Below are 12,030 nucleotides of genomic sequence, written 5' to 3' on the forward strand. Positions count from 1 at the left end.
GGACGGCGCACCGGTCAGGACAGGTCCAGGCCGGCGAGCTGGGCGCGGCTGGCCACGTTGAGCTTCGGAAACGCCCGATAGAGGTGGTAGCTGACGGTCTTCGGGCTGAGGAACAACTGCGCGCCGATCTCCCGGTTGGTCAGGCCCTTGGCGGCCAGCCGCACGATCTGCAGCTCCTGCGGGGACAGCGCAGGCAGCGCTTCCGTGCGCGCCGCCGGAGAGCTGGTGTCACCGGTGGCGCGCAGCTCGGTGCGGGCGCGCTCGGCCCACGGGCGGGCGCCCAGCCGCTCGAAGGTCTCCCACGCCGCCCGCAGGTGCGGCCGGGCGCTGCCCTTGTCGCGCTCCCTGCGCAGGCGCTCCCCGAAGGCGAGCCTGGTGCGGGCCGCCTCCCAGGGACGGCCGCTGCCGGCGTGGAGCCGTACGGCCGCGCCGAAGTCCTCGTGCGCCCGCTCCCAGTCGGTCTCGAGCAGGGCGCGGCAGCGGTGCAGGACGGCCAGCGCCCAGTCCTGCCCCGAGGCCGTCGCCCACTCCTCGAACCGGCGCAGCGGCTCGCGCGCGGGCAGCCCGAGCCGTACGGCCGCCTCGATCTGGTCGGGTGCGAAGTAGACGGCCTGGATCTGGTGGCGCACCGGGCCGGTCACGGCGGCGTCGAGCCGGTCGAGAGCCTCGGCGAACCGGCCCTGGCCGAGGTCGAGCAGGGCCAGCGCCCATTCGGCCCACGCCAGGCCGTTGACGATGTGATTGGCGTCGAAGCGGTCGCGCGAGCGGGCGGCCAGCTCGGCGCATCGGTCCGCCTCCCCGCGTACGCCCGCCAGCCACGCCAGCGTGCCCTCCAGGTAGCCCGCACGGTTGCGCTGCCCGGTGTCGGAGGTGAGCCGCAGGCCCTCGGCCGCGGTGGCCTCGGCGTCCCTGAACCTGCCCAGATACAGCTCGGCGGCGGCGAGCGTGACGTGGACCAGGGGGAGTTTGCCGATGTCGCCGGCGGCCCGGCACTCCGCGGCCATGGCGGCCGAGATGTCGTGCCCGGTCCTGAAGTCGCCGACGAGCGGGGCGACGAAGGCCGCGTTGATCCGGAACGTGTGCGCGCCGGAGGCGATCCGGGCGCCCCTGGCGACCATGTCGCGCATGATGGGCAGCCCCTCCGCCGGTCCCTGCCGCAGCAGCACGGCCGCGCCGGTCACGGCCTGGACGGCGGGGTCGAGGCCGTCCTCCGGACGCAGGCCCAGCTCATGGAGGCGCTCGGCCGCCTCGGCGACCCTGGCAGGATCGCCGAGCTGCCAGGCGTTGCGTGCGGCGTCGGTCAGCATGAGCCCGGCCGCGATCCGGTCCTGCCGCGCCTGCCCGCCGGAGCCCTCCGCATCCGCCGCCGCGAGTGCCGTCAGCTCTTCCGCGCCCGACATCAGCAGGTCGTGGGCCAGGTGCGGGGCGCCCTCGTCGAATGCGATCCTGGCCCGCAGGTCGCACAGCCGCGCGCGGGAACGCGGGTCGGTGACCAGCGCGGCGGCCCGCTCGACCAGCTCCTTGGCCCGGACGGCCTGGCCCGCGTCGGCGGCGGCGACGGCGGCCTCGGTCAGCCGCCCCGCCCTGAGCGCGTGGTCCTCGGTGAGCTCGGCGGCCCGTTCCAGCGCGGCGCAGGCCCCGGCGTTGCCGTCGCGCTCCCGGGCACGCCGGGCGGCCTGCTCCAGTGCCAGCGCCGCCGTCTCGTCGGGGCCGGTGGCGGCGGCGGCCAGGTGCCAGGCCCGCCGGTCCGGCTGATGCTCGAGCAGCCGCGCCAGGATCGCGTGGACCTCAAGCCGCAGATCGTAGGTGCCGTGCCGGAAGGCCGCCGCGCGCATGAGGGGGTGGGTGAAGGCCACCCGCCCGCCGTCGATCCTGACCAGGCCGGACTTCTCGGCCACGCCCAGCGCGGCGGGCGTGATCCCGAGCTCCCGGCCCGCCCGTACGATCACGTCCAGGTCGCCGCCGTCGGTCAGCGCGGTGACCAGCAGCGCCTTCTGGGCGTCCGGGGGAAGCCCGGCGATGCGGACGGCGTACGCCTGCTGGATACGGGCGGGCAGCGGCAGCGGGCTCCTGTCGTAGGCGGGCAGGTCCGTACGCGGGAGTTCGAGCAGGGCGAGCGGGTTGCCGCAGCTCTCCTCGATGACGCGGTCGCGCGTGCCGGGGGCGAGCCCGGGGGCCGCGTGGGCGAGCAGGGCGGCGGCGCTGCCCTCGTCGATGCCCGACAGCCGGTGCTCGGGCAGGCCCGAGGGGTCGAAGCCGTCGCGTGCGGCGAAAATTATGACGATGCTCTCGGCGTGCAGCCGGTGGGCCGCGAACCGCAGCGCCTGCGCCGACTCCTGGTCGAGCCACTGCGCGTCGTCGACCAGGCACAGCAGCGGGCCGCCCTCGGCCAGCTCGGCCAGCAGCGACAGCACGGCCAGGCCCACCAGGAGCCGGTTGGTCACCGGGGCCAGGCCGAAGGCGCCGCGCAGGGCGGCCGCCTGCGGCTCGGGCAGCGTGTCCAGCCGGTCGAGCCCGTGCCCGAGCAGCAGGTGGAGCGAGGCGAACGGGATCTCCGCCTCGGTCTCGACGCCGACGCCGCGCAGCACGCGCATGTCGCGGGCGCGTTCCCCGGCGTAGGTCAGCAGCGACGTCTTGCCGATGCCCGGATCGCCCCCGACCACGAGCACGCCGGAGCGTCCGGCACGCGCCCGGTCGAGCAGGCCGTCGATCACCGCTTGATCCGTCGCACGCCCCCACAGCACCCCGGCATCCTAGTGTCGCGACCGACGAGATTCGCCCGGACGGAGCGGTGACCAGAGTGGTGCATCGCAAGGCGGAGGAGGAGCTCGTAGCGGAGCTACGAGCGACCTTCCCGGGCCCCGCGGAAAGTCCGAGCTTGCGAGGAGTTTTCGTGGGTGGGGCGACAACGTAGCGAGGTGCCGCTCTGGGCGACGCGACGGGGCGAAGATCGGAGGGAGGGGCACTGGTCATGTGTCCGATACCGCCCGGACATCGCGATTCCTAGCGTTCTCAGGGTGAACACCACCCAAGCGGTCGATCTCATCGGGGTCACCAAACACTACGCACACGGCGTCACGGCGCTGGACGACGTCACGATCGGCTTCGGCGCCGGAACGTTCACGGCCGTGATGGGGCCCTCGGGGTCGGGCAAGTCGACGCTGCTGCAGTGCGCGGCCGGGCTGGACCGGCCCAGCGTGGGCCGGGTGGTCGTGGACGGCCGCGACCTGGCCGCACTGGGCGACCGGAAGCTGACCTTGCTGCGCAGGGACCGGATCGGCTTCGTGTTCCAATCGTTCAACTTGCTGCCCTCGCTCACCGCGGAGCAGAACGTCGGCCTGCCGCTGCGGCTCGCCGGGCGGCGCCCCGACCGGGAACTGGTGCGGCAGAGCCTGGGCGCCGTGGGCCTGGCCGAGCGCGCCGGGCACCGGCCCGCCGAGATGTCGGGCGGTCAGCAGCAGCGGGTGGCCATCGCGCGGGCGCTGGTCACCCGCCCCGCCGTGCTCTTCGCCGACGAGCCGACCGGCGCCCTTGACGCCAACACCAGCCGCGACGTGCTGCGCCTGATGCGCACGCTGGTGGACCGGCAGGCCCAGACCATCGTCATGGTCACCCACGACCCCGTGGCGGCCTCGTACGCCGACCGGGTCGTGTTCCTGGCCGACGGCCGCGTGTACGGCGAGCTGCATGAGCCCACCGCCGAGCTGGTCGCCACCCGGATGCTGCAGCTGGAGGCGTCGTGCTGAGGATCGCCTGGTCCACGCTGCGTACGCGCTGGATCTCTTTCGCGGGCACCTTCGCCGCGCTGGCGCTGGGCGCCGCGTTGATCGCCGCGCTCGGTCAGGTGCTGGCCTCCAGCGTCACGTCGCCGCCGCGGGGGCCGCAGCGGTACGCCGCCGCGCCCGTCGTGGTCGTGCCCGACGGGAGACTCACCGTGGACACCTGGCGGGGCGGCAGCAGCGCGCCCCTGGCCGAGCCGCGCGGTCTCGGGGACGACCTGGTCGCCCGACTCCCCGGCGCGGTGGTGGACCGGGTCTTCCCCGCGCGGCTCTCGGACGGGCCTGCGGCGGTGGGCAGGCCGTGGTCGGCCGCCCGCACCGCTCCGCAGACGCTCGTCGCGGGCCGCGCGCCCTCGGGGGACGGCGAGATCGCGATCAGCGCCGGGACCCAGCCCGGGCGGCGCCGGGTGTCCGCCGCGGCGCGGGCGCTGGTCGGGACGCGGGCGCCCGTGGTCACCGCGACCGGGATCGAGACATACCGGGTGGTGGGCGTCACGACGGCGGGGCCGCAGCCCACCGTGTTCTTCTCCGACGCGCACGCCGCCCGGCTGTCGCCGCGGGTGGACGCGCTCGCGCTGTGGCGGCCGGCCGCCGAGGTGACGAAGGCGGTGGCGGGGGCGGCGCGGGTGCTGACCGGGCAGGACCGGGCGCTGGCCGATCCCTCCCGTGAGGCCGACGAGCGGGCGCGCAACAACGCCGACACGATCGTGGGCATCGCCGCCGGGTTCGCGGCCTTCATCGCGATCTTCGTGGTCTCGTCCACGTTCGCGTTCGCGGTGGGGCAGCGGCGGCGGGAGTTCGCCCTGCTGCGGACCATCGGCGCGACCGCGGGCCAGGTCAGGCGGATGATGTACGGCGAGGCCGCCCTCGTCGCGGTGGCCGCCTCCGCGGTCGGCGCGTTCCTCGGCCCCCTGGCCACCCGGCCGATCCTCGACCGGCTGGCGGCGCTCGGGATGGCGCCGGAGTGGCTGACGCCGTCACGGTCGTCCGCGCCCGCCTGGGTGGCCTTCGGCACCGGAGTGCTGGTCGCCCTGGCCGGCGTGGCCGTGGCCGCGCGACGGGCCGGGCGGGTGCGGCCCGCCGAGGCGCTGCGCGAGGCGGCGGTGGAAACCCGCGCGATGACGTGGGGCCGGTGGATCGCCGGGCTGGGCCTGCTGGGCACGGCGCTGGTCAGCATGGCGGTGAACGCCATCGGCGATCCGGGGTCGGCCACGAACAACAAGACCTTCATGCCGATCGTCATGCTGCTCATCGCCGCGCTGGGCCTGCTCGCGCCGGTCTTCGTGCGGCCCGTCGCCCGCCTGCTCGTCGCGCCGCTGGAGCGGCTGCGCGGCGCCGGCGGAGTCGTGGTCGCGGGCGGGACGGCGGCGTCGGCCGGGCGCACCGCCGCCACGGCCGCGCCCGTCATGGTCACCGTGGCGCTGGCGGCCTCGCTGCTGGGCGGGGCGGCGATGACCGACGCCGCCAAGTCGGCGCTGCAGACCCGGCCGGTGCGCGCCGGCTACCTGGTGCTCCCCGACGGGGACGCCGGACTGGACCGGCAGCTCGTCCAGCGGCTGCGGGCCATCCCCGGCGTCGACGTCGCCACCGAGACCGAGACCAGCGTGTACACGCTCGAAGGCGACACCCAGCTCATCCGCAGGCCCGCCCAGGCCGTCGAGCCGGGCACGCTGTCCACGGCGCTGTCGGTCCCGCTGGTCGCCGGATCGGCGGCCGGGCTGCGCGACGACACGATCGTCGTCTCCCGGACCTGGGAGCTGAGCCTGGGACAGCGGGTGCGCATGTGGCGCGCCGACGGCAGCCCGGTCACGCTGACGGTGACCGGCGTGCTCGGGGACGATTCGCCCGCCGACGCCTATGTCACGCCCGCCCACGCCTTCTCCGCCCTGCCCTCCGTCGCGTACGTGACGCCGCGCCCGGGGGTGGCCACCCCGGCCGTACGCGCCGCGCTGGAGCAGGCCGTACGCGGCCACAACGCCCGCGCGGTGAGCAGGGCCGAGTGGGTGCGGGAGTCCGGCGACCGGCGGGCCTCGGCCAGCCGGCTCGGCCTGCTGGCCGTGCTGGGGATCATGCTCTGCTACACCGTGATCGCGCTGGTCAACACGCTGCTGATGGCGGCCTCCGACCGGGCGGCGGAGCGGGGCGGCCTGCGGCTGCTGGGCGCGACACGGGCGCAGGTGCTGCGATACGTCGTGGCCGAGGCGCTGGCGGTGGTGGCGGTCGGAGTGGTGCTGGGGTTCGCGGCCACGGCGCTCGGCCTGCTGGGGCTGGAGGCGGCCCTGCTGCGCCTGGCCGGGCTGTTCGCCTTCGACGTGCCGTGGCAGCCGGTCGCCGCCGTGATCGCGATCTGCTTCCTGCTGGGGGCGGTCGCGGCGGTCGCCCCCGCGATCCGCACCAAAGGCGTGGCGATCCCGCGCTCGTGACGGCGGCCGATCCTCCCGGTTCGCTCGCCGGCCTCGACGAGGGTCACCGCTTCACCCCGTGCATCCCTTCGCCGGCCGGCGTTCGGCTCACCGTGCTAGCTGATGCTCCGGAGTGCGGGCCACATCGAGGTCCACGGCGCCTTCAGGCCGCTGCACACCGAGACGGCCTTGCCGCGCTCCCCGTTCGGGATGCCGAGGCCGTTGTCGATCCGGGCCACGTCGTGGCAGCCGACGAAGAAGCTGCTCCAGTCGGCCGGCCGCCAGTCGCCGACGTGCACGACGACTGTTCGCGGGGCCAGGAGCGTCTCAGCGGGTGAGAGCGGTCCATCGGGTGATGTGGAAGGACGCGGTCACCGGCATGGGGCCGGGCAGCGCGGCGATCTTCGCGGCCAGTTCCCCCGGGTGGGTGTGCCAGGCGCTCGGGCCCATGCCGACCACCGCCTCGATCTCATCGTGGCCGAGCGAGAGCGTGATCTCCTCCGTCTCCTCCGCGACGCGGGCGAACCGGCCGCCCAGGGTGTCCTCCAGGCGGCGGTCCTTGTCCTCGTCCACGGTGAGCAGGCCGAGACGCTCGACGAGCGGGCTCAGGTGGCCGGGGCCGGGCGTGACGACGACCAGGGAGCCGCCGGGCCGCAGCACGCGGGCGAACTCCTCCGCGTTGCGCGGCGCGAAGACGTTGAGCAGCACGTCCACGCGGTGGTCGCCGACGGGGATCGGCCGCCACACGTCCGCCACCACCGCGCCGATGCGGGGGTGCGCGCGGGCGGCCCGTTTCAGCGCGTGCTTGGACACGTCGAGCGCGATGCCCACCGCGTCGCGGCCGAGCGCGGCGGCCAGGTAGTAGCCGGTGCCCGCGCCGGCGTCGGCGACCACGGCGGCGCCCTCGCACATCCGGGCGAGGCGGCAGGCCAGCGGGGCGTAGTGGCCCGCCTCCAGGAAGCGCGCCCGCGCGGCCACCATGGCGGGCGTGTCGGCCGTGCCGGCCGGGCGGGTGAGCATGTTCACATACCCCTGCCGCGCCACGTCGAAGGAGTGGCCGCGCTCGCATCTGACCGACCCCTCGGCCAAGTGGATCGCCGTACGGCAGGCCGGGCAGACGAGGTGGTCGATGACGTCGGCGAGCACCCGTCCATCATCCACCCCGCGCGGGACTGCGAACCGGCGGCAAGTCGCCTGCAGGAGTACGGCAAGCCGGCGGAGGTTCCATGAACGCGCAAGGAACTTCTCGAAGGGGGAGACCGCGATGACCCGCACCCGCCGCCGCTGCCCGCGCTGCCGTACCGAACTCGACGAGGGCCCGATCCTCTACCGCTGCGCCCGCTGCGAGCGCGCCGTCTACGCGGCCGACCTCGACGTCGACTACACGCCCGTCCCTGCCGCCCGCTGACGCCCGCATTCTTTCTTCTATCGTGGTGCGATGTCGCATGAGCCGAGAACCGTCGCCGGTGTCGAGATCGTCCCGCTGTGCGATGCCGTGGGTCCCATGAAGGAACCGGTCCGCAAGCCGCTGCCCGAGATGTTCGCCGGTGCGACGTTCGCGCCCGGTGAGGAGTGGGTGCTGCACTTCCACTGCTTCCTGGTGCGGGCGGCCGGCCGTACGGTCCTGGTGGACGCCGGGATCGGCGGCGCCGGCTCGCCCGCGACCTGGGCGCCTCTGCCCGGCCGCCTCATGGAGGAACTGGCCGCCGCCGGGACCGCTCCCGCCGACGTGGACGTCGTCGTGCTGACCCACCTGCACAGCGACCACGTGGGCGGCGCGCTCGTGGACGGCGCTCCCGCCTTTCCGAACGCCCGCCACGTGGTGCAGCGGGCGGAGGTCGAGTGGGCCGCCGGCCCGGTGCGGGAGCTGATCCTCGATCCCCTGCGCGACCTGCTCGATGTCATCGACGGCGACGCGGAACCCGTGCCCGGCGTCCGGGTGCTGCACGCGCCCGGCCACACGCCCGGACACCAGTGCGTCGAGGCGGGAGACGTCGTCATGAGCGGCGACTGCCTGCACCATCCCGTCCAGCTGGCCGATCCGGCGATCCGCTACGTGTACGACGAGGACCCCGGCCTCGCCGTACGGACGCGCAAGGACATCCTCGCCCGGGCCGCCGTCCTCGCCCCCTCCCACTTCCCCGAGCCCTTCGTGCACATGAGGTAATCAGACGGTCGCTCTTCGCTCATGCCCTTGTTAAGCTCTTGGCTATGGGTGCACAACGTACGTACGCTCTGGTCGTGGGTGCCAAGGAGGAGCGCATCAACCTGCGCGTGGACGCGGAGACCAAGCGGCTGCTGGAGAACGCGAGCGAGGTGGCCGGGGACACCGTCTCATCGTTCGTCCTCGGTGCGGCTACCACGGCCGCCCGCGAGTTGCTGGCAGATCGAACGGTTTTCCGGCTTGCCGAGGAGCAGTGGCAGGCCTTCGACGCGGCCCTGTCCCAGGAGTCTCGCGACGTGCCGGGGCTTGCCGATCTCATGAGGACCCCGACGATCTTGGATGAGAACCCGTGAAGCTGTCCTCGGTGTCCCCTCTCACCGGGGACGACGACCTCGACGGCTTCGACTGCGGTTCTCCCGCCCAGAGCGATTGGCTGACGCGCCATGCGCTACAGGCGCACGCGAGTGGAGGATGTCGCGTCTACGTCGCGCGCGACATCAGGGCCGGCAGGGTTGCGGGTTACTACGCACTCGCGGCCGGGAGCGTCGGTCCGGCCGCGGCTCCAGCACGGCTGCTCAAGGGGGCCGGACGTCACGATCAGCCCGTGGTCATCCTGGCTCGGCTGGGTGTGGACAGAGGCGCGCAGGGCATCGGGCTGGGACGGGCACTCGTGGTGGACGCTTTCCGGAGAGTGGCGCGGGTGGCCGACCAGATCGGTGTTCGAGCCGTGCTCATCCACTGTGAGAACGAGACGGCGCGGGCCTTCTATCTGCGGCTCGCCGCGTTCGAGCAGAGCCCGAGCGATCCTCTGCACCTCCTCCTGCTGATGAAGGACCTGCGGAGGGCGCTTCCGGGCGGCGCTTCGGACGGTGTGATCGGTACGATCCCGGGTTTCCCGGAAGCGGTGGACGTGGAGAGCCGGCGCGACAGCCGGCGCTGAATCTGCTCCGACGCAGGCGGGGCTGTCTGGTCAGGCGGGGGCCGGGGCGAGGGTGGGGCGAAGGGCGGCGCGGCGGCGGGCGCGGGCGCGATAGCGGATCACCTGTACGGCGCCGAGCAGCCAGATCGGATACTGCACGGCGAACGCCCAGCGGAAGTCGCCCTGCAGGTCCATGACGATCCCGACGAGCGCGATCAAAGACATCGAGGCGGCGAAACCGCCGCCGTTGACGATGCCGGTCGCCACGCCGATGCGCTCGGCCGGGTTGAAGGTGCGGGCGTAGTCGAAGCCGACCATCGAGCCGGGGCCGTTCGTGGCGAGGGCCAGCATGAGCAGCCCCAGTGTCCACAGCGGGGCGGGACCGGGCCACAGGAGGACGAGCGTCCACGCGCCGGCCGTGGCGGCGATGACCGTGAGCACCATCCGGGAACGGCGCAGCGGGAAGCGTCCGGCGAGGTGGCCGAGCAGCGGCCCGCAGCCCATCGCGAGCAGCGTCAGCGTGGTCAGCAGCACGCCGGCCGTACGCGGGGACAGGCCCTGGCCCTGCACCAGGAAGGGATAGCCCCACAGGATCGTGAAGGCCGCGGACGAGCACTGGGTGGCGGCGTGGGTCCACATCCCGAGGCGGGTGCCCGGCTCCGCCCAGGCCGCCCGCACGCCGAGCGCCGTGGGCGCGCGTTCCGGCCGCCGGTCGCGCAGGAAGAGGCCGACGGCGGCCAGCGCCACGACCCCGAGGCCCGCCGCCCACAGGAACGTCGGCGTCCATCCGTACGCGTGCAGCGAGGTGATCAGCGGCACGGCCGACACGACCGCGCCGAACTGGCCGAGGATGCCGGTGAGCTGGACGATCAGCGGGTTGCGGCGGGGCGGGAACCAGACGGTGACCACCCGGATCACGCTGATGAACGTCATCGCGTCGCCGCAGCCGACCAGCACCCTTCCGGCGACGGCGGCCCCCAGGCCGGTGGCGACGGCGAACAGGAGCTGGCCGAGGGCCATGACCGTCGCGCCGGCGAGCAGCATGCGCTTGGAACCGAGGCGGTCGACCAGGACGCCGACAGGGATCTGCATGGCCGCGTAGACGAGCAGTTGCAGCATGGCGAGGGTGGACAGCGCCGCCGACCCGACCCCGAACCTCGTCGCCGCGTCGATCCCCGTCACGCCGAGCGACTGGCGGTGGAAGACCGCGACCATGTACGCGAGCACACCGGCGGTCCAGTAGATCAGGGGTTTGCGACTGTTCTCACCCGTATGCACCACGTAGACGAATTTTACCGTTATGTGCTTCTTGCCCCTTGCGTGGCCCCCACCACCCCAGTGCCGGAAAGGCGTCGGGTGACGATCGCCACGACCTGCTTCACGAACCCGACATCGCCTGACCCGCAGGATTCGCGCTGTGGTCATAGCGCTGCTGGGCCGCGACGACCTCCGGGGTGTGCGCCGAAATCCAGCGGACCAGTTGGGCGAACGGGCGGGACAGGCCCTGGCCCAGCTCGGTCAGCTCATAGCTGACCTGCGGCGGGGTGGTCGGCTCCACGGTGCGCGCCACCAGCCCGTCACGGACCAGGATCCGCAGTTTGGCGGAGAGCATCTTCTCGCTGATGCCCTCGATGCGCCGGCGCAACTCGAAAAAGCGCATCGGCCCAGGCGCCAGGGCGGCCAGGATCAGCGGCACCCACCGTCCGGTGACATGTTCCATCACCTCCCGCCCGGGGCAGTCGCTGTGAAACGTGTCACTGATCCACCGCGCGTCGCTCTCATCCACGTGCCCACCTACTGCGGTCTCTGGGGCTTACCTCACGGTACGTACTTACAAAGAGTAAGCCCACAACCTAGTGTCTCCCGCGTCTTCGTACGGTGAGTCAGGAGAGACAGATGAACAGCACGCAGGTGGCGCTTGTCAGCGGGGCCGGCCGGGGAATCGGGGCCGCGACCGCGCGCGAGTTGGGCCGGCTCGGCTACCACGTGATCGTCAACTATCTGCGCGACGCCGAGTCCGCGGAGCTGGTGGTCGAGCAGATCGGCGCCGCGCAGGCGATCCAGGCCGACGTGACCGACGAGGCCCAGGTCGCCGCGCTGGTGGACCGGGTGGTCGGCGAGCACGGGCGGATCGACGTGCTGGTGGGCAACGCCCACACCGCGGTGCCGCCCTTCGGCCCTCTGGAGCATGTGCCGTGGGAGGCGTTCGCGGCCAAGGTGAGCGGTGAACTGGCCGGCGTCTACCACCTGACCCGGCGGGTGTTGCCGGTCATGCGCCGACGGCGGTCCGGCCGGATCGTCTACGTCTCCGCCACGGCCGCCGAGCTGATCATCGGCAGCGCCGCCCACTCCACCGCCAAGGCCGCCGTGAACGCCTTCGCCCTGCAGGTCGCCGGCGAGGCCATAGCGGACGGCATCACCGTCAACGCGGTCGCCCCTGGCGCGGTCGGTACCGATGCCACCGCGGGGGTGTTCACCGATGGCATCCGGCGCCACTTCGGCGACCGATCGGTGACCGGCACGATGCTGCGGCCGCAGGACCTGGCTCGCCCGATCGCCGCGCTCGTGGACGGCGCATTCTCCACGGTCACCGGCCAGGTGATCCGCGTCGACGGCGGATACCCGCTGCTGAGCCAGGTGCTGGACGGCCTGCCGGCCCACTTCCCCGCGGCTTCGTGAGCCTCGGAACAGAGAGTGCGGCTCGAGCCCTAAGGTGACAAGCCGACCAGGGCACGCAGCTCGGGGGATGCGCTGATGAGGTGGGCA

The 12,030-nt window shown here is 73.5% G+C and carries 12 protein-coding genes; 7 read left to right on the forward strand and 5 right to left on the reverse strand.

Features of this window, described 5'->3' with window-relative positions:
* Positions 1 to 14: 14 nt before the first annotated feature.
* Positions 15 to 2,744, reverse strand: coding sequence for an AAA family ATPase (locus ABZ860_RS01550; RefSeq protein WP_357213490.1), 2,730 nt, complete (start codon positions 2,742 to 2,744; stop codon positions 15 to 17).
* Positions 2,745 to 3,017: 273 nt separating this feature from the next.
* Here ABZ860_RS01550 and ABZ860_RS01555 point away from each other — a divergent pair, with 273 nt between their 5' ends.
* Together ABZ860_RS01555 and ABZ860_RS01560 are read left to right on the forward strand one after the other, a co-directional pair.
* On the forward strand, positions 3,018 to 3,746 hold the full coding sequence (locus ABZ860_RS01555) for an ABC transporter ATP-binding protein (protein WP_357213492.1): 729 nt from the start codon (positions 3,018 to 3,020) through the stop codon (positions 3,744 to 3,746).
* Positions 3,740 to 6,202: an FtsX-like permease family protein gene (locus tag ABZ860_RS01560; RefSeq protein ID WP_357213495.1), complete on the forward strand. Its 2,463-nt coding sequence runs from the start codon at positions 3,740 to 3,742 to the stop codon at positions 6,200 to 6,202. Before ABZ860_RS01555 ends, ABZ860_RS01560 begins: the two co-directional genes overlap by 7 nt.
* Positions 6,203 to 6,297: 95 nt before the next feature.
* Here the strand turns inward: ABZ860_RS01560 and ABZ860_RS01565 are convergent, their stop codons facing one another.
* A complete protein-coding gene (locus ABZ860_RS01565; protein WP_357213498.1) occupies positions 6,298 to 6,480 on the reverse strand; it encodes a hypothetical protein in 183 nt (60 codons plus the stop codon).
* Between the two features lie 28 nt (positions 6,481 to 6,508).
* On the reverse strand, positions 6,509 to 7,327 hold the full coding sequence (locus tag ABZ860_RS01570) for a putative RNA methyltransferase (protein ID WP_357213501.1): 819 nt from the start codon (positions 7,325 to 7,327) through the stop codon (positions 6,509 to 6,511).
* 118 nt (positions 7,328 to 7,445) lie between these two features.
* Here ABZ860_RS01570 and ABZ860_RS01575 point away from each other — a divergent pair, with 118 nt between their 5' ends.
* From ABZ860_RS01575 to ABZ860_RS01590, 4 genes are all read left to right on the forward strand, one after another.
* Positions 7,446 to 7,589, forward strand: a complete 144-nt coding sequence (locus ABZ860_RS01575; protein ID WP_357213503.1) for a hypothetical protein — start codon at positions 7,446 to 7,448, stop codon at positions 7,587 to 7,589.
* Positions 7,590 to 7,619: 30 nt separating this feature from the next.
* Positions 7,620 to 8,348 carry an MBL fold metallo-hydrolase gene (locus tag ABZ860_RS01580; protein WP_357213506.1) on the forward strand — a complete coding sequence of 243 codons (729 nt, stop codon included), beginning with the start codon at positions 7,620 to 7,622 and terminating at the stop codon, positions 8,346 to 8,348.
* Between the two features lie 74 nt (positions 8,349 to 8,422).
* A complete protein-coding gene (locus ABZ860_RS01585; RefSeq protein WP_357213509.1) occupies positions 8,423 to 8,698 on the forward strand; it encodes a DUF1778 domain-containing protein in 276 nt (91 codons plus the stop codon).
* Positions 8,695 to 9,285 (forward strand): GNAT family N-acetyltransferase, encoded by a 591-nt coding sequence (locus tag ABZ860_RS01590; RefSeq protein WP_357213512.1) that lies wholly within the window; start codon positions 8,695 to 8,697, stop codon positions 9,283 to 9,285. Before ABZ860_RS01585 ends, ABZ860_RS01590 begins: the two co-directional genes overlap by 4 nt.
* Positions 9,286 to 9,315: 30 nt before the next feature.
* On the opposite strand, the gene ABZ860_RS01595 is transcribed toward ABZ860_RS01590, so the two are convergent.
* Together ABZ860_RS01595 and ABZ860_RS01600 are read right to left on the reverse strand one after the other, a co-directional pair.
* Positions 9,316 to 10,545, reverse strand: coding sequence for an MFS transporter (locus ABZ860_RS01595; protein WP_357213515.1), 1,230 nt, complete (start codon positions 10,543 to 10,545; stop codon positions 9,316 to 9,318).
* A gap of 97 nt (positions 10,546 to 10,642) precedes the next feature.
* Complete coding sequence (locus tag ABZ860_RS01600; protein ID WP_357213518.1) at positions 10,643 to 11,050, reverse strand: helix-turn-helix domain-containing protein; 408 nt, start codon at positions 11,048 to 11,050, stop codon at positions 10,643 to 10,645.
* A 110-nt stretch (positions 11,051 to 11,160) separates the two neighbouring features.
* Here ABZ860_RS01600 and ABZ860_RS01605 point away from each other — a divergent pair, with 110 nt between their 5' ends.
* Positions 11,161 to 11,943 (forward strand): SDR family oxidoreductase, encoded by a 783-nt coding sequence (locus ABZ860_RS01605; protein WP_357213521.1) that lies wholly within the window; start codon positions 11,161 to 11,163, stop codon positions 11,941 to 11,943.
* Positions 11,944 to 12,030 lie beyond the last annotated feature (87 nt).

Origin of the sequence: Microbispora sp. NPDC046973, assembly GCF_040644495.1 — a bacterium.
In the GTDB taxonomy this organism is placed as follows: Bacteria; Actinomycetota; Actinomycetes; order Streptosporangiales; family Streptosporangiaceae; genus Microbispora.